The following is a 17,370-nucleotide window of genomic DNA, read 5'->3' as shown; positions in this document are numbered from 1 at the left end:
AGCCATTGGTTGGCTTTCATGAAGAATCTTCTGGAACCTGCCGGCGTTCGGCCCAAGCAATGGCGGGCCGCAGAAAAAGTGGGGCCAGCAAAGTCGTGCCCACCACCATAAACAGCACCAGCGCATACTCTTCCTCGTTCACCGCCCCGGCGGCCAGGCCCAGCGCCACCACGATCAGGCCCACCTCGCCCCGAGGGGCCATCCCGATGCCCACCACCACCGCCCGGCGGAAGCCCTGGCTCATGGCCCCCAGAAATCCGCCCAAAAGCTTGCCCAAGAGGGCAATCAGCAAGACCCCACTGCCCACCAGCCAGACCTTCGCACTCAGCAGCGCGGCCAGTTCCAGGCGCACCCCCACCATGGCAAAAAAGATCGGGGTCAAAAACTGCCCCACCGCCCGGATGTGCTCTTCAATGGCCAGCTCTTCGCGCACTTCGGCCAGGAGCATCCCGGCCAGGAAGGCCCCCACGATGGGGGCCAGGCCAATGGTGGTCGCCAGCGCCGCCAGCCCCACCCCCACCAGCAGGGCAAAGCCGAAGGGGTTGCCCAGGGTAAAGCGAGGCAGTGAGACCCGCCGCAGCCAGGGCACCAGCAGCATGGCCCCGCCCACCAACAACACCGAGAGCAGGGTGATGCGCAGGGCCACCGCCAGCTCGAAGGTGCCGCTCTGGGCCACCCCGTTCACCACCGCCAGCACAATCAGGCCCAGCACGTCGTCAATCACCGCCGCGCCCAGGATGATGCGGCTATAGCTGCGCGAGAGCACGCCCAGCTCCAGGAGCACCCGGGCCGTAATCCCCACACTGGTCGCCACCAGCGCCGTACCCAAAAACAGCGCCGGGAGCTGGCCAAAGCCGATGCTCTGGCCAAAGAAATACCCCCCCACAAAGGGGAACAACACCCCCAGCACCGCGACCAGGAAGGCCTCCTTGCCCACCGCCAGAATGTCGCGCAGGCGGGTCTCGAGGCCCACCATAAAGAGCAGGAAAATAGCCCCCAGTTCGGCCAGAAACTCCAGAATTTCCCCGTCGTGTACCAGGCCCAGCAGCGCAGGCCCCACCAGCACACCCGCCAGCACCTCGCCAATCACCACCGGCTGTTTGAGGCGGGCAAACAGCCAGCCCACCAGCTCTGCGGCCAGCAGAAGGAAAAACACCTCGACCAGAGGCCCGATGCCGTGCATCAGCGCCCCCGCACAAACAAACGCAGGAAGTCGGAGCGGGTCAGGGTGCCCAGCAGTTGCCGATGCTCGTCCACCACCAGCACCCGCCGGTACTGCCGGTCTTGCAGCATCAGCCCCAGGGCTTTTTCGATGGGGTCGTCGGGGCCGACCATAGCCACCTCGGTGCGCATCAAGCGGTGCACGGGCGTGTTCTTGTAACGCTCCACCAAACGGTCAAACGAGCCGGGATCTACCCACTCGTCCAGGAAGCGCAGGGCCTCCACATCCGAAAAGGGCACTTTTTGCGGCTCGGGTAGCATCTGGTCAATCTCCAGGAGCCCCACCACCTCGCCCCCGTCGCCCACCACCGGCAAGCCCCCCAGGCGGTGCTCGAGCATCCGCTCGGCAGCCGCGTACAGGGTTTCGTTCTTGTGCACCGTATAGGGGCGCAACCCCATCAGATTTTTGACCTGCATGGGGGGATTGTACCCAAAGGGCGCAGGCGGAAAGTCCCGAACATGAAATGGGTGATAAAGTCCCTAATTCCGCTTATGGGCTGGCTAAGCTGGGCCCTCACACTGGCTGCGTAGCGTAGGAGACGGAGCCAGAACCTCTTGGCTTTACAAAGTTCGGTTCAAGAAGGAGGTTTTCATGCGAAAAAGCCGGCTCACCATGACCACCTTTGCGGTGGCCCTATTCCTGGGTGCGTTTGCAAACGCCCAGACCCAGTTTCGGGACATCCCGGCGGGGCACTGGGCCCGTCAGGCTGTGGAGTTTGCCGTCCAGTGCGGTCTGATTGAGGGTTTCCCGGATGGCACCTTTAGGGGCAACCAGAACCTGACCCGCTACCAGGCTGCCCTCATCTTCTTCCGCCTCTACCAGACCAACCGCCTCGAGACCACCCGGCCCGAGTGCCGCCTGGCCGTGGAGCGGGGGGCCCAGGAGGTCGCACCCGAGCTGGAGCAGCTCCGGCAGCGCTTTGCCGCTTTGGAGCGCACCAACCAGGATCAGGCTGCGCGTCTGGCCGCGCTCGAGGCCGAGGTCAAGCGGGCCATCGAGACCAGCCAGCGGGCGGCAGCCCTCGAGCAGCGCCTGGCGGCCCTCGAGCAGCAGGTGCAGCGCCTGGCCCAGGCTCCCCAACCGACGCAGCCTGCCCAGCCCGCCGGCCCCACCCCGGCAGAACTCCAGGCCCGCATCGCGGCCCTCGAGCAGCAGGTGCAGCGCCTGAGCCAGGCCCCGGCAGCGCCCTCTGCTCCGCAGGATGCGGTCGCCCTCGAGCGCCGCATCGCCACCCTGGAAGAGCAGGTTCGCAACCGGCCCGACGCCGCCCGCGTGGCGGCCCTGGAAGAGCAGGTACGCGGCCTCAGCGGCCAGGTGACCACCCTGCAAAACCAGGTCAACGAGCTGCGCCAGCAGGCCCAGCGGCCTGCCCCTGCGCCTCAACCCCAGCCCCAGCCCGAGGTACGGCCCACACCGCCGGCCACGCCCCCCGCTCCCGCCGGTCGCAACCTGTACTTTGGCGCGGGCGCTGCGCTGGGCATTCTTCCCCAGCCTCCGGGCGGCATCTTCAATACCAACAACCTGGCCATCAGCGGCGTGGTCGGGGTGCGCGAGGTATTCCTGGGCTTCGGCCTGCGGGCCGGCCTGGACTACAACCTGGGCACCCAGGCCCTGGGCATCGAAGCCTACCTGACCCGCCACTTCGGCACCGGGTTCCTGAACCCCTACGTGGGGGTGGGGGCCCGCTTCCTGCCGGCCCTGGCCAACCCGGTTTACGGCAGCGCAGCGGTGGGCTTGGATATCAACGCCTTTGGCCCGCTGGGCTTCTTCGTGGAGGCCAACCCGCGCCTGGAGGCCGGTCTCAACTTTGGCCTGGGCGCACGGGCCGGCTTGAAGTTCAACTTCTGATTCGAAGCCCCGTTTCCCGTACCAAAGAACCCTCGCCTCGAGGGTTCTTTTTGTTTGGGGCCCCCCACGCCTCATTCCTGGAACCGGAGCCTTCGGGGGCCATGTTTTGGCGAGTGGGTTCTCGCCACACAGTCTCTGTCCGATAGCAAAACGGGTTTGATTCCAACTTCAGGCGCACGAGCAACGTTCCAGAATCCACGAGCGGAGCGTGATTATACAGAGCCCCTGCGCCCTGCCCCACTGCTCCAGCTTGCAAAGGGTTCAAACCAAGATGCCAGGAGGCCTTTCAGAGCATCAATCTATTTGTTGTTGCAAAAACCTGACCGTTGTATTATGTAATATACATAAACGGGTGGACTTCTGCGGGTCAAACCCCCTCAACCTGGAGGTTTACATGGGCATCCACTACCTGTTCTTAGACATGAACTCGTACTTTGCCTCGGTGGAGCAGCAGCTCCGGCCCGAACTGCGCGGCAGGCCGGTGGCGGTGGTGCCCATGCTGGCCGAGACCACCTGCTGCATCGCCGCGAGCTACGAGGCCAAGCGCTACGGCATCAAGACCGGCACCCTGGTACGCGATGCCCGGCTGCTGTGCCCTGGGCTCGAGGTCGTGGAGGCCCGCCCCAAGGAGTACATTCGCATCCATCACCAGATTCTGCAGGCGGTGGACACCGTGCTGCCGGTCGAGGCTGTCCTCTCGATTGACGAGCTGGTCTGCAAGCTGATGGGCCGGGAACAGGAGCCCGGCAGGGCCTTGCGGCTGGGGGAGCAGGTCAAACAGGCCATCTACCGGCACGTGGGCCAAGAGCTTCGCTGCTCGGTGGGCCTGGGGCCCAATCGGTTCCTGGCCAAGGTGGCCGCCGAGATGCACAAACCCGACGGCCTGACCCTGCTGCAACCCTCCGACCTGCCCCACCGGCTCTACCCGCTGGCCCTGCGCGACCTGCCCGGCATTGGCCCCGGCATGGAGCAACGCCTCTTCAGGCACGGCGTGACCACGGTGGAGCAGCTCTACCAGCTTTCCATGCTGCAACTCGCGCAGGTCTGGGGCAGCCGGGTCCACGGCTTTGCCTGGTGGCACCGCCTGCGGGGGGCCGACCTGCCCGAGACCCCCACCAGGCGGCGCAGCCTGAGCCATTCGCACGTGCTGCCGCCCATATTCAGAAGCGAAACCGGCGCCCGCGCCGTGTTGAGCCGGTTGGTGCACCGTGCGGCGGCCCGCCTGCGCCACGAGGGCTACTGGGCTGGCTCTGTAGCCCTCTTCGTGCGCTTCCTGGACGGCAGTGCAAAGCATTCATGGGACGGCTTTATGCGCATCCAGCCCAGCCAGGACACCCTGACCCTGCTGCGCGTGGCCCTGCGGCTTTGGGCGCAAAAACCCGAGGGCACCCCCTTCAAGGTAGGGATTGCCCTGGGCAGTCTGATTCCCGAGAAGGAGCTGGGCTGGCCCCTCTTCGAGGCCGACCAGAAGCTGGTGCGACTGGCCCAGGCTATGGACAAGGCCAACGGCAAGTACGGCCCCCAGGCCCTCTACTTTGCAGGGATGCACCGCACCGAGGAAAGCGCCGTCACCCGCATCGCCTTCAACCGCATTCCCGACCTGGATTTACCGGATATCTAGCCTTGCTCGGTTGCCTGTAGTGCGTAAAAAGGCTGGTTTTGCCCACTCCGCAAGCCATTGTGGTGAGGGGTAACCAATCCGGAAGTCTCCGAAAGCCCCCTGGCTGCGAACCTGAACCATCTCCATTGCAGGACTGGCGTGGCGATGGCTTCATTTCCCGGTTTTGGGCACGCTGATTTTTGGAAGCCGCCCCGGCTTTGCGCTTTGGGCCTGGGGCCTTAAGCTAGAACCCGTGAGCGCCCTTTACCGCCAGGCCCGACCCACCACCTTTGACGAGATGGTGGGCCAGGAGCACGTCAAGGAAGTGCTCCTGAACGCCCTGCGTTCGGGGCGGCTGGCCCAGGCCTACCTCTTTTCCGGGCCCAGGGGGGTGGGCAAGACCAGCAGCGCCCGCCTGATTGCCCAGGCCGTGAACTGCAGCCAGGAGCCCAGGCCCTGTGGGGTCTGCGAGGGTTGCCGCCTGGTGCGGGAGGGGCGGCACCCCGATGTGCTCGAGATTGACGCCGCCTCGAATAACTCGGTGGAAGACGTGCGCGACCTGCGCGAGCGGATTCTGCTGGCCCCCATTCTGGGCCAGCACAAAGTGGTCATTCTCGACGAGGCCCACATGATGTCCAAGAGCGCCTTCAACGCGCTTTTGAAGACCCTCGAGGAGCCTCCCCCGCACGTCATTTTCATCTTTGCCACCACCGAGCCCGAGCGGATGCCGCCCACCATCCTCTCGCGCACCCAGCATTTCCGCTTCCGGCGGCTTTCCGAGGGCGAAATTGTGGAAAAGCTGCAGCGCATCCTGGCGGGTCTGGGCCGGCAGGCCGAGCCAGAGGCCCTGCAACTTGTTGCGCGGCTGGCCGACGGGGCCATGCGCGATGCCGAGAGCCTGTTGGACCGGCTTTTGAGCCTCGAGGGCCCCCTCACCCTCCAGCAAACCGAGGAAGCCCTGGGGCTGCCCCCCCAGGAGGCGCTGTTTGCGGTGGCCGAGGCCCTGGATAAGGGGCAGATTCGCCAGGCCCTGGAGCAGGCCCAGCACCTCTACACCCAGGGGTTTGCGGCGCGCACCCTGGCCCAGGGGCTGCTGGAGGCCCTGCGGGCCGGCCTGTACGGGCGCATGGGGCTGGGCCTCGGCCCCCATCTGAATCAGCCTGAGGAGCGCTTAGTGGCGGCCATGACCGCCCTGGACGAAGCCCTCGAGCGCCTCCTCAAGCGCTCCGATGCCCTATCGCTGGAGCTGGCCCTCCTGAGCGCCTACCAGGCCCTCCACGCAGCCCCCGTCGGCCAGAGCAGCCCCCCCCTCCCCGACTTCGACCCTAGGCCCAGAAAGCTCGAGGCCCGAGGACAGGGGGCTCCAACCAGGCCCCAGGGCCAGGAGGAGACTTCCAGGCCCTCCAGTGCCTCCGCACCGGGTGTGGCCGACCTGGCCTCGGAGTGGCGGCGGGTCATGGGGGTGCTCAAAAGCACCGTGCGGGCCTTTGTGCGCGAGGCCGAGCCCCGGTTCGAGGAAGACAAGGTGGTGCTGCTCTTTCCCGAGCGGGCCAGCTTCCACCACCAGGGAGCGCAGAAAAACCTCGAGGACATCCAGCAGGCCGTGCGGGAAGTGCTGGGCCTCCAGCAGGTCGAACTGCGGCTGGGCGGGAAAAAAAAACCAGCGGATGAGCCTTCGGCCCGCCCCTTTTCACCCACCGACAAGCCCACCCCCCCGAAGGCCACCGGCAAAGTAGAGCCCGCCGGGGCACCTGCCCCGCCAACCCCTGCGGCCCCGGAGCACCCAAAACCGCTGCCCCCGGGAAACCGTCCGGCGGCGCCCCCCAACCCGGCCGCCCCCCCTCGGGCGGGCCCCCGCGGACCCCCCTGGGAAGAACCCCATCCATCGCTGCAACACCCCCCGGTGGCCGGGCCGCCCGAACCGGAACCCTGGAACCCCGAAGCCTCGCTGTTCGACCCCACCCTCCCCGATGAGGCATCGGAGGAGGCCGAAGCCAGGCCCGCCCTCGAGGCCAGCTTGCTGGAAGACCCCCGTTTTCAAAAACTGGTCCAGCTATTCGGTGGAAGGCTGCGCAAGTTTCACCCGGAAGCCGGGCGCGAGGTGGCCCTGGAGGCCTTGTCTTCCGATGCGGAGGAAGAACCAGACTAGCGCTCATGGCCAAGGCCAGGTCCATTTCTGCGGCCTGGGCGCTCCAGCCCAAAGGTGGCTGGTATAGACTAAGAACCTATGAACACCACCGATCTCAACGGGGAAACCCTGGATGCCATTCTCAAACGCCTGCGCCGCATCGAAGGGCAGGTGCGGGGCTTGCAGAAAATGGTGGAAGAGGGCCGCCCCTGCGAGGAAGTGCTCACCCAGATGACGGCCACCAAGAAAGCCATGGAATCCACCTCCACCCTGATCCTTCAGGAATTCCTGACCCTCTGCGCCACCGACATCGCTCAAGGCAACACCCAAAAACCCGCCCAAATTGCCGCCATGTTGCGTAAGTTTGCCGGATGAGCCATCGCTCGCCTGGGTCCGTTTTCAAAAAGGCCACCCCGACTTCCTGGGTGCGCCGTCCACCCTCGACCTGGGCAGCCTGCGGCCCCGTAATCTTTGCTTGAACCCTTTGCAAACCAGCGCGGTATGGCAGGGAACAGGGGTTGGCGGGCAGGTGGTGGAGACCCACGCACGCTCCCTGGAAAGCGGCTTGGGCGCCTGAGGTATCAGACCGTTCCCAGCTTGACCTCGTCGGCCAGATTGAGTTCGTTTTCCTCTTCCTGCTTTGGCGCTTTCTTCCCTTTGCCGGGTTTGCGGTCCAGCTTGCGCACTTCCTCGATAAAGTTTTCCAGGCTGTCAAACTCGCGGTAGACCGAGGCGAAGCGGATGTAGGCCACCGGGTCGAGCTCCTTCAGGAAGGCCAGCGAGCGGAGTCCGATCTCCTCGGAGGTGATTTCCATCTCCTTGACCGTGTCCTCAAAGCCGAAGGCAAACTCCTGTAAGACCTCGGGGTCAATGGGGCGCTTCTGGGCTGCCAGGCTCAGGCCGCGCAATAGCTTGTTGGGGTCAAAGGTCTCCTTGCGCCCCGAACGCTTGATGACCAGCAAGGGCTCCACCTGGGCCCGCTCGTAGGTGGTAAAGCGACGTTTGCAGGCCGGACATTCCCGGCGACGACGAATGACCGAACCCTCGTCGGAAGGACGGGAGTCCAGCACGCGGCTGTCGGGGCTTCCACAAAACGGACAGTTCATAATCGCTGCTGCACAAAGCCTCGAGCCAAACACGGCGTGTTGCGGCTACCCTGCATGCCCGATGGCCCCTGCCCTCCTCATGGCAACTCTCGAAGCAAGTCGTAGATTTCTGGCTGGTGGGGCGGCTCGGGGAGCAAAACCTCCAGGAGCTGTCCCCGCACCCCCTCCGAAACCATAGAACCCAGGGCCACCGCCACCCGCACCAGGGGTCGGTCGTGCTCCTCGCCAACGGGGTCGCGGCTGGGGATGACCCCATTCACGCGGACGTTGGTGGGAAAGATGCGGGTGGCTCCCTCGATCAAGCCGGCCACCGCCCCGCGAATTGCCGCCACGTGGGGTTGTTCCCTTTGCAGGGGCGGCAATACCAGGGTCACGAAGCCCCCCCCGCTCAGGTAGCGCAAGCCCTGCTGCAACACATACAGGCTGGATTTCACATCGGCATTGAGCAGATCGTACCACTCGCCCTCAAGCAACTCCACAAAGGGCGTTTTGCTCTCAGCACTGGTTACGTGCACAATGCCGTCGAGCATGCCAAAGAGCTCTTCAATCTTCTCGAAGGTGTTCATCACGTCGAGCACCACCGACATATCCCCCCGGATGGGAATGGCTGTAGCCCCCAGCTGCTCAACCTCGGAGGCAATCGCGGTGGCCATTTCCACATCGGGGTCTACCGTGATGACCGTGGCCCCGTTGCGGGCATAGGAACGGGCCACCGAACGGCCAAAGCCCCGCCCGGCCCCGGTCACCATCACGATGCGCTGCTCCAAACCCAACAAATCTCGTGAAAATTCGACCATTGACCCCCATCATAGCGCAAAAGGCCGTGTGGAGCGTAAGGAAAGGAACGCTGGGTAACCCAACCCCCTCAGTCGGCAGCCTGGGTCAGCAGAATGGCCTTTTCTAGTCCCTGGGCTTTGAGAAATACCTCGACCAGGTGCCGATCCAGATGGCCGCTCTGGACGCTGCACCATAGCTCCTGGGCGGCCATTTCCGGCGACATGGCGGCTTTGTAGGGCCGCTCGGAGCACAGCGCATCGAACACGTCGCAAATGGCGAAAATGCGGGCCGAGAGGGGAATGTGTTCGGCTGCCAGGCCGTCTGGGTAACCCCGCCCATCCCAGCGCTCATGGTGGTGGCGCACCACCTGGCGGGCCGCGAGCGGCACAAAGGGCAGGTTACGCACCAGGTTATCGCCCAGAGGGGCGTGGGTTTTCATGGTGCTGAACTCTTCGGGGGTGAGCTTGCCCGGCTTGAGCAGGATGGCATCGGGGATGGTGAGCTTGCCCACATCGTGCAGGTAGGCCCCCCAGCGCAAATCGCGCAGCTCGGTCTCGCTCAGGCCCAGCGCCCGTCCCAACTGCTCGGCCAGGGCGGCCACCCGGTCGGTGTGGCCGGCGGTCTCGCGGTCGCGGGCCTCCAGGGCCAGACCGATGGCCCGCAAGGCCCCGTCGTAGGCGGCCTCGAGCTGCCGGGTGCGCTCGAGCCGCAAGAGCAGGGCTCCCAAAATCTGGGCAGCCCCTTCCAGCAAACGGTTTTCCGAGGCGCTCCAGCCCTGGCTCGGCTGGTAGCGGTACAGCGCCATCCCGGCCTGGAGCTCGGTTTCGTGAACCACCCCAATCATGTAAAGCCCGTGGATGCCTGCCGCCGTGAAAGCCCGCAGCTCCGGGTGAAGTTCCGTATTGACCCACTGGAAGGGCTGACCCGGGGCCACCGCCTGGAACACCGGGTGGTTGTGGGGCAGGTGTTTGTCCAGCAACCTGGCCACCTCCGGACGCACCTCTCCCGCCACCGCCCGGGTCCGGAAAGCCTCGCCCTCGAGCACCCCCAGCACCACACAGTCGGCGTGGCCCATCTGACGGATTTTCTCCAGGGCTACCGGCAGCAGCGAGGCGTCGTTGCCGCCCAGCATCTGGGAAAGCTCCAAAAGGGCAGTCTTTTCGGCGATCTCGGCCTCGAGGTTCTCGTTGGCCCGCACCCGCTCGAGGGTGTTGGCGGCAATATTGCTGATCACCTGCATCAAGCGCATATCCCGCTCGAAGAAGGTACCGGCGCCGTTGCGAGCGGAAATCAGCACCCCAAGGGGATGCCCCTTGGAGCTAAACAGAGGCATGACGATTTCCGAGAACGGCGGACGGGGCGTTTTGAAGCGCCCAAACGCCCGTTTGTCGAGATGGGCTTGCTGGCTCCAGATGGGCGCCCGGCTCTCGATGGCAGCCCAGCTAAAGCCCTGGCCCTGGGGTACCGGCTGATCCTTGATCTCCAGGAAAAAGCCGGCTGCCGCATAACAGCGCATGTGCTTGCCGTCGGGCTCAATCAGCAGCAGCGCGGCGTGCTCCGAGTTCATCAGGCGAATGGTCTCGCGCACCAGCCGCTTGGTAATCTCGCCGGTGCCCTTCAGACCCCGCAAGGCCGCACTCAGGGCCTCGATTACCTCAAACTCGTGGATGCGGGCCTCGAGCTCAGCCTGCTGGCGGTGTGCCGCCAGCAACACCGTCACCTGCAACGCGTACTGGCGGGCCACTTCCACCGACTGCTCACCAAAGGCCCGATCGCGAAAGGCATCCAGGTTGATCTCGGCCACCACCTCGCCCCCCAGCAGAATGGGCATACAGAGGGTAGAGCGAATCCGACCAACCATATTTCCGCTGCTCTGGTCGAGTTTTTGGGTCAGTTGATTGTTTTCCTGGTGAGCTGCCAGGGTGCGCTGAATGTCGGCGTAGTTGGCAATGCGGGGCTGACCCTGCCGCCAGGCCGCCGGGTTGCCATGCCAGGTCATGGTTTCCAGCTCGCTGCTTCTCACGCCAAGGATGCCTTCGCCGAAGCCCTGCTGGGCCACAAAGACAAAATCGGAACCCTGGCGCAGCCGGATGCTGCCCGCCTGGGCCCCCGGCACCACCCGCACCGCCGATTCCAGCAAGCGGGGCCAGAGTTCCTCTTCGGTTCCCCGCGCCAGGGCCTCGACCGTATTCAGAAGCGCAGTGTAGGCGGTTTCGATGGGTTTGGTTTGCATTTGGCGGCGCGACCACTCGAGGTACAGCCCCAGCAAAGGCCCGGTCAGAAGCGCTTGCAACAGGAAGCTGGCGACCAGCTCGAGCAGCCCCTCGCGGGCCAGCAGAAACAGGAGTCCTGTGTTGAGCAGGCTCAAAACCGCCAGCACTGCCACCAGCGCTTGAATGCGGTTTCGCACGGCCAACCGGGGATAAAGCCACCAGGCCGCCATTCCCCCAAGCAGCAAAGCCAGCGCCTGCGCCCCTATACGAAGGTTCACGATGCCGGTGCTCTTGGCCACCTGCACCAGCGGCAGGTGTAGCAAGTGTAATAGGTTGTGCAAACCGAAGGCCAGCCCGCTAATCAGCAGTAAGCCCGCCAGGGTGCTTTGCCAGCGCTTTTCATCTCCGAGTGCAACAAGCAGCAAAAGCCCCACCTGCAAGGTGAACAACAGGCCAAAATAAAGCCCCAGCTCGTCCACAAAAAAAGAGCTCAGCAGGGCCATGAGGCCAACGGCTGAGGCCAGCATGTTGAACGGTGTAAGCCCCCAGCGCTCCCGACCACTATGGGCTGCCATCAGCAGGGCTGTAAGCAGAATTGAGATGACGGCTTCAACCGTTTCCACAACAAGTAAAGGTTAGCGATATTTGGTTCATCCGAGCGGAAATTTGCACCATTTTTGTGGGAAAAGCGTTACGCAAAAAAGGCCGAACCCCACCCCCTTCGAGCAATACCGAAAACATTCATCGTCCGAAACGGGCTTCTGTGACCCCTAAACCCCAGGGGAGGAGCCAGCGAAATCCGGCTTGCGGGGCCTGGGTGCCACGTGCTACACTCCCAGAAGTTGAACGAGCATCGCCAAGGAGGTGAACCCATGACGATCGCCCCTTCTCTACATGCCCCTGGAGTCGCATCGTTGGTCTGCCGTCCTGCGGTGACGTCCGTGCCATAAGCGCCAGCGAATACCCAAGCCGGGGGCCATCCAAAAGCCCCCGGCTCGCTTTGATCTGGCCGATGTCATAAGCTCAAAAAGGAGATAGCCTGTGCAGATTCGCCCCTTTGGTTTTTCCGAGGCCGACTATCGGGCCTACGCCACGGTGCGCGGGGCCGCCCACCCCGAGGCCCCGCTGGACATGGCCCAGTTGCAGCACACCGACCGCAGCCGGGCCCCGGGCGACGTGCTGGAGCGCTTTTTGATCGAACAGGCCGGAGGGGTGGTGGGGGTGCTGGAGTTCTCCACCCCCTACTACGACCCCAGGCCGGGGGCGCTCGAGGTGCGTTACCACCTGTGCCCCGAGGCCCAGTCCCTCCAGGACACGCTCTGGGCCTTCCTGCTGGAGCGGCTGGCCCCCCATACACCCCGCGAGCTTTGGGCACAGGTGCGGGAGGACTGGCCGGAGTACCGCTTCTGGGTGGCCAGGGGCTTTACCGAGGTGGAGCGCCGCTGGGAGTCGGAGCTGGATCTGGCGGCCTTCGACCCCGCCCCCTTCATCCGTCCCCTTCCTCCGGGGATTGCCCTGCGGCCCCTGAGCGAGTTGCCCTGGCAGGAAGAGGGCTTCCAGCAAGCCCTGTACGCGCTCGAGACCGACCTGCTCCTGGACGTCCCCAGCGCCGAGCCCATTACCCTGTGGCCCTTCGAGGTCTGGCAGGCGCGCACCCTGAACGACCCCAACCTGCTGCCCGAGGGCTACTTCCTGGCGCTGGCAGACCAGCAGTTGGTGGGCGTGAGCATGCTCTTCCAATCCAACCGCCCCCAAACCCTGCGCACCGGCCTCACCGGGGTGCTGCAAAGCCACCGCCGCAAAGGAATTGCCCTAGCGCTCAAGCTGCGGGCCCTCGAGTTCGCCCGGGGCTACGGGGCCCGCTACATCCGCACCTCCAACCATCAGGCCAACCGCCCCATGCTGGCCCTCAACGAAGCGCTGGGCTTTGTGAAGGAGCCTGCGGCGGTGCTGCTCCGCCTCAGTCCCGTACCCCAAAGGCCCGGCTGATCAGGTAATCAATGAGCAGAAAAAGAACCACCAGCATCAGCAAAGCCCCCCACCAGGGGGTGTTGACCCAGATCAGCACAAACGTACGCTCGAGCAGTTTGAAGAGAATAAAGCCAAACACCACCGTGGTCACGATGGCGGCCAGCTTCCGGCGAATCTTCTGGCTCACGCTTAAAGCTTAGCACCCGAGGTGCTCATGTTCGCAGACCTTAAAATCCGGCCCTTTGAAGAACCCGACTACCCCGCCCTGGCCGAAGTGCTGAACGCGGCCTGGCCCCACGAAGCCCACACCGAAGCTGGCCTGCGCGAGAACGACCGGCACGCCCCGCAGATCCGCTGGGGGCGGCTGGTGGCCCTGGTGGGGCCGCAGATGGTGGGCCTGGCCCACTACACCCAGTTCGAAGGCATGTACCACCCGCAAAAATTTGGGCTCTGGGTGACGGTGAGGCCCGACTTCCGCAGCCAGGGCATCGGAAAGGCGCTCTACCGCGAGGCCCTCGAGGCCCTGAGGCCCCATAATCCCATCTCCATCCTGAGCACCACCCGCGAAGACCAGCCCCATGCCCTGGCCTGGCTACAAAAGCTGGGCTTCGCCGAGAAGATGCGCTACTGGGAGTCGCGGCTGGATGTAGAGCGCTTCGACCCTTCCCCCTTTGCCGGCAAAGTGGAGGCGGTGGAGGCCGCCGGTTTCGACCTCAAGAGCCTGAAGGATTTGGAAAGCGACCCCGAGTACAAGCAAAAGCTCTACGACCTCTGGCTCGAGGCCCGCCAGGATGTGCCGCGCCCCGAGGCCTTGAGCGAGGTGAGCTTCGAGGATTACTGCAAATGGGTTTTTGGGAGCCGCTACTACCTGCCCGAAGGGCACTTTGTGGCGGTGGACAGCAACACCGGCCAGTACGTGGCCCTCTCCACCCTCTGGAAGACCGACGGCGACTACCTGCACACCGGCCTTACCGGCACCCGCCGGGCCTACCGCCGCCGGGGCCTGGCCCTGGCCCTCAAGCTCAAGGCCATCCACTTCGCCAGGGCCTATGGGGCCAGGGAAATTCGCACCGGCAACGAGACGGGCAACCGCGCCATGCTCTCCATCAACGAGGCCCTGGGCTTCGTGAAGCAGCCCGCCTGGATTGATTTTGTGAAGGAGCTCGAGGAAGCCTGATGCTCGCCAGACCTTACCAGCCCGCCGACTTGGAGCCGCTCAGTGTGTTCGTAGCCCGGTGTCACCAGCTTTCAGCCGTGCCCGACAGCTTCATGCACCCGGGCGACCTGGTCTGGCGCACGCTCAACAGTGCCCAGTACCGGCCCGAGCGGGAGATATGTATCTGGGAAGAGGGCGGCCAGATCGCCGGGTTTGTCCTGCAAAAGCAGCTGGGCTTCGACTTTACCGCCGCACCCTGGCTAAAGCCCGAGCCACGCCGAAACCTGCTAGCAGCCATGCTGGCCCACGCCGAGCAGCAAGCCCGCAAGCATGGCCTCGAGGGCAACCTCCTCACCAGCATCTCGGAGCGCGACCTCGAGTCCGCCCAGGTTTTACAGGACGCCGGGTTCGGGCAGGACGACGACCTGATGTACGCCCTCGAGCGCCCCTTGAGTGAGGAGATTCCTGCCCCCACCCTGCTCGAGGGCTTGGTGGTACGCTCCCCCGAGCCGCACGAACTTGAGGAACAGGTGGACATACACCTCGAGGTCTGGCACCCCTCCAGGTTCAGCCTGGAGGCCTACCTAAACATCCGCCGCGCCCCGGTTTACCGCCCCGACCTCGACCTGGTGGCAGCAACGCCCGAGGGCCGCTTCGCCTCGTACTGCATCGTTTGGTACGACCCCCTGAACGGGGTGGGCGAGTTCGAGCCGGTGGGCACCCGCACGGCCTGGCGGCGCAAAGGGCTGGGCAAGGCCGTGCTGACCGAGGGCTTCCGACGGCTGCAAAGCCTTGGGGCCAGAAAAGCTGTGGTCTACTGCTACGAAGACAACCTGGCTTTTTACCGTTCGGCTGGGCTCGAGGTGTGCAACCGGTGGGTGGGGTATAGAAAGCCGTTGTGAGCCTGGGTTTTCACCAGCAGCCAAACTCCAAATTTGCTAGCAAGAAGTGAAGTAAATTCTTGAAGCAGCTCGAGGGGGCTTGAGGGCAGCCTAACGGAAGCACCCTAGCTGCACCTAAAGGTTCCCCACCAAACGTCAACTGAGCTGTATTGCATACCCAAAACTTGTGCTAGTTTCAACTAAAGACGCACCTTGCATCGCGTTCTGCTACCGCCGAAAGCTCAACCCGCCAGCGGCGCTCGATTTCAGGGAGTCAGTATTTTGGCGACGTGGAGTTCTCGATGTCGGGGTGAGAATTGTTTTGAAACAGGCGCTCGGGATTCGTTTTCGCAAGGTTTTGCTATCAATAAACTTGCCGTGGGCAATTTGTCCTTCGCCGATGCGGACGGACTCGAGAATCTCGAGTTCTTCGCTCCGTCGCTGGTGTTGATCCATACCAAAAGTTTACAGGACTTACTAACAGGCTCGATTTGTTTCAAGCGTTGCTGTGCTACCTGCTCATAGCGAAGCCGCGCTGTAGCGCCCGACTCAGACAAACATTAAACAGCACAAACCCCACCAATAGCATGACTGCCGACTGTACGACTAAGAGCCAGAAGGTGTTTTCCCAACCCGTACCAGTCTCGAAGCGCCGTAGAGTTTCCACCCCCAGCGATAAAGGAAGCCAGACGGCAACAGGTTGGAGGAAGCTGGGTAACTGTGAGAGTGGTATAACCGTTCCGCCCATGAACAGCAAAAGGTACTCGAGTGCGCTGGTGTACCCGATAGCATTTCGATAAATTAATAGAACTCCACCGACAGCCAAACCCAGCCCCACGAACCCAATCAATGTGACAATCAAGGTCAGAAGTAGCCCCCCCCAGTTATACTGAGCCAAGTCATCAAAAGTAAAACCGAACAGAAAGGCCATTAGAAAAAAGCTCGGAACCGCAAAGACGGTCTGCTGAGCCAGATAGTTTGTGAGCCTGACTATGAGAACAAACACCGGATGATTGGCGTGCAAATACATTTGTTCGAACGCGCCACTGGTAGATTCCTCCCATATGTCCGCAGATATTTTCGAAAGAGGAATACTCACATATTGCCAAAAAAACAGCGCCGCGAGTCCTGAAATGGTGGGCTGGCTCAGCAACGATATGACCCAAAAGATACCTCCTGTGACGAGCACCTGATTGAGTAAGCTGCTGATCAGCATCTGTCTATAAAACTTAAGCTCGGCCCAAAACCTCAGCCATTCAGCTCTCCACACTGCCCACCTCCTGCAACAAGTTTTCCAGGACAGACTGATAGAGCCTGATGTATCGCACTTTGTAAGGGTCGAGAGACCCCAGATCGTGTATTTGTAATCTGACTCTTGCCAGTCCGTCATGTACTTCTACCACTTCGCCTAGAATTGGCTCACCTTCATACCAGACTTCCACCTGTTGTTTCAGCGCGTATTTTTTGCTCAGTTCGTGGAGCTTACCGTCTGCGACAATCGTGCCCTCATGCAGGAGAATCACCCTATCGCAAACGGCTTCCATGAATCCCATCTCATGCCCGGTCAACAGCACGGTGTTGCCCATGCTGGCATAGTTCTTGAGTACGCTTCTGAGGGTAGCAACACTTTTGACATCGAGTCCGGCACTGGCCTCATCGAGCAGCAGCAGCCGCGCCCCTTTTAGGTAAGCCAAAGCCAGTCCAGTCCTACGCTTTGTCCCGAAAGACAGCTCGAGTAAGGGCGTGTCTGCTACGTGCGTCAAGGATGCCAGCTCCAGGGCTCGCACAGCTTTTTTCTTCACGTCCTCGATACCTAAAAGATGGCCGTAGTACAGCAGGCATTGCATTGGGGACATGAACTCTGAAAGGCTAGGTTGACCCTCCTTCATAAGTGCAACATGTTGTCTAACAGCAGCGTGGGTAATGGGTTTACCCATGAGCCTGATTTGGCCACTGTCTGGCCGAAGTAAACCCGCCAGCAGTTTTACGAAAGTAGTTTTTCCAGCGCCATTGAGGCCCAACAGTCCAACTATTTCGCCTGCCCGCATTGATGTGGTAACCCCCCGTAAAACCTTACGGGGGGGGTAAGACTTGTGAAGGTCAACAGCCTCTACAACGAAATCGTCTGGAGACGTAGAGACTCCTTGTAGTGCGCCTTGCCGTCCTTCGTGGGATTCAGCCATTGAAAGCTCTCCTGATCAAACTTGACCGCACAGTTGGGCAACGTCGGCCCGTCATGAATGACAAAGAAACCATTCCAGCGGGCCTCGACCAAAGTGCCTTCGGCTTCGAACTGCCTAACCGAAGTAATCCGGTAACGATTTTCAGCCACCAATTCGTAGTTAACTTCCCAAGGTAACACGCGGGTCACATTCACCGGGCCGTCGTAATCTCCGTTGAATACGTTGAAGCACATCGAGATACCCGCATCTACGCCGCGCACATCACCAGTAGTGTAAATGAGGCCT

Annotated in this window: 16 protein-coding genes; 7 read left to right on the top strand and 9 right to left on the bottom strand. The window is 62.8% G+C overall.

The features are described from left to right. Positions 1-16: 16 nt before the first annotated feature. Positions 17-1,183: a cation:proton antiporter gene (locus tag NZN28_RS04945; RefSeq protein ID WP_295395718.1), complete on the bottom strand. Its 1,167-nt coding sequence runs from the start codon at positions 1,181-1,183 to the stop codon at positions 17-19. Continuing rightward, entirely contained in the window at positions 1,183-1,638 is a 456-nt protein-coding gene (locus NZN28_RS04940; protein ID WP_295395716.1) for an HPP family protein, read from the bottom strand. The genes NZN28_RS04945 and NZN28_RS04940 overlap by 1 nt, the downstream gene beginning before the upstream one ends. Positions 1,639-1,813: 175 nt before the next feature. Here NZN28_RS04940 and NZN28_RS04935 point away from each other — a divergent pair, with 175 nt between their 5' ends. The 4 genes from NZN28_RS04935 (at position 1,814) to NZN28_RS04920 (ending at position 7,173) form a co-directional block, all read left to right on the top strand. Then, complete coding sequence (locus NZN28_RS04935; protein WP_295395714.1) at positions 1,814-3,070, top strand: S-layer homology domain-containing protein; 1,257 nt, start codon at positions 1,814-1,816, stop codon at positions 3,068-3,070. 394 nt (positions 3,071-3,464) lie between these two features. Continuing rightward, positions 3,465-4,691, top strand: a complete 1,227-nt coding sequence (locus NZN28_RS04930) for a DNA polymerase (protein ID WP_295395712.1) — start codon at positions 3,465-3,467, stop codon at positions 4,689-4,691. Positions 4,692-4,923: 232 nt separating this feature from the next. Then, a complete protein-coding gene (dnaX, locus tag NZN28_RS04925; protein ID WP_295395710.1) occupies positions 4,924-6,819 on the top strand; it encodes a DNA polymerase III subunit gamma/tau in 1,896 nt (631 codons plus the stop codon). 78 nt (positions 6,820-6,897) lie between these two features. Next, on the top strand, positions 6,898-7,173 hold the full coding sequence (locus NZN28_RS04920) for a metal-sensitive transcriptional regulator (protein WP_295395708.1): 276 nt from the start codon (positions 6,898-6,900) through the stop codon (positions 7,171-7,173). Between the two features lie 206 nt (positions 7,174-7,379). On the opposite strand, the gene nrdR is transcribed toward NZN28_RS04920, so the two are convergent. The 3 genes from nrdR to NZN28_RS04905 all read right to left on the bottom strand — a co-directional run bounded on the left by nrdR (position 7,380) and on the right by NZN28_RS04905 (position 11,517). Then, the gene (gene nrdR / locus NZN28_RS04915) at positions 7,380-7,904 is read right to left on the bottom strand and encodes a transcriptional regulator NrdR (protein ID WP_295395706.1); all 525 of its coding nucleotides are present in this window, start codon (positions 7,902-7,904) and stop codon (positions 7,380-7,382) included. Between the two features lie 77 nt (positions 7,905-7,981). After that, entirely contained in the window at positions 7,982-8,701 is a 720-nt protein-coding gene (locus NZN28_RS04910) for an SDR family NAD(P)-dependent oxidoreductase (protein WP_208014772.1), read from the bottom strand. Between the two features lie 68 nt (positions 8,702-8,769). Then, positions 8,770-11,517 (bottom strand): HD domain-containing phosphohydrolase, encoded by a 2,748-nt coding sequence (locus NZN28_RS04905; RefSeq protein ID WP_295395704.1) that lies wholly within the window; start codon positions 11,515-11,517, stop codon positions 8,770-8,772. Positions 11,518-11,935: 418 nt separating this feature from the next. Between NZN28_RS04905 and NZN28_RS04900 the strand changes: the two genes are divergently transcribed. Next, entirely contained in the window at positions 11,936-12,883 is a 948-nt protein-coding gene (locus tag NZN28_RS04900; protein WP_295395703.1) for a GNAT family N-acetyltransferase, read from the top strand. Here the strand turns inward: NZN28_RS04900 and NZN28_RS04895 are convergent. Further along, complete coding sequence (locus tag NZN28_RS04895; protein WP_295395702.1) at positions 12,855-13,052, bottom strand: hypothetical protein; 198 nt, start codon at positions 13,050-13,052, stop codon at positions 12,855-12,857. The two genes, NZN28_RS04900 and NZN28_RS04895, sit on opposite strands and share 29 nt — an antisense overlap. Before the next feature lie 27 nt (positions 13,053-13,079). On the opposite strand from NZN28_RS04895, the gene NZN28_RS04890 reads away from it, so the two are divergent. Then, the gene (locus NZN28_RS04890) at positions 13,080-14,042 is read left to right on the top strand and encodes a GNAT family N-acetyltransferase (RefSeq protein WP_295395701.1); all 963 of its coding nucleotides are present in this window, start codon (positions 13,080-13,082) and stop codon (positions 14,040-14,042) included. Next, a complete protein-coding gene (locus NZN28_RS04885; RefSeq protein WP_295395700.1) occupies positions 14,042-14,923 on the top strand; it encodes a GNAT family N-acetyltransferase in 882 nt (293 codons plus the stop codon). The genes NZN28_RS04890 and NZN28_RS04885 overlap by 1 nt, the downstream gene beginning before the upstream one ends. Positions 14,924-15,413: 490 nt before the next feature. Here the strand turns inward: NZN28_RS04885 and NZN28_RS04880 are convergent, their stop codons facing one another. The 3 genes from NZN28_RS04880 to NZN28_RS04870 form a co-directional block, all read right to left on the bottom strand. Beyond that, the gene (locus NZN28_RS04880; RefSeq protein WP_295395699.1) at positions 15,414-16,118 is read right to left on the bottom strand and encodes an ABC transporter permease; all 705 of its coding nucleotides are present in this window, start codon (positions 16,116-16,118) and stop codon (positions 15,414-15,416) included. Between the two features lie 40 nt (positions 16,119-16,158). Then, complete coding sequence (locus NZN28_RS04875; protein ID WP_295395697.1) at positions 16,159-17,085, bottom strand: ABC transporter ATP-binding protein; 927 nt, start codon at positions 17,083-17,085, stop codon at positions 16,159-16,161. After that, a partial coding sequence (locus tag NZN28_RS04870; protein WP_295395695.1) for a hypothetical protein occupies positions 17,013-17,370 on the bottom strand: 358 nt, incomplete at its 5' end. The genes NZN28_RS04875 and NZN28_RS04870, both read right to left, overlap by 73 nt.

This window comes from Meiothermus sp., assembly GCF_025056915.1.
GTDB lineage: Bacteria > Deinococcota > Deinococci > Deinococcales > Thermaceae > Meiothermus.
The sequence above is the reverse complement of the archived record's forward strand: the minus strand, read 5'-3'. Positions and strand labels throughout refer to the sequence as shown.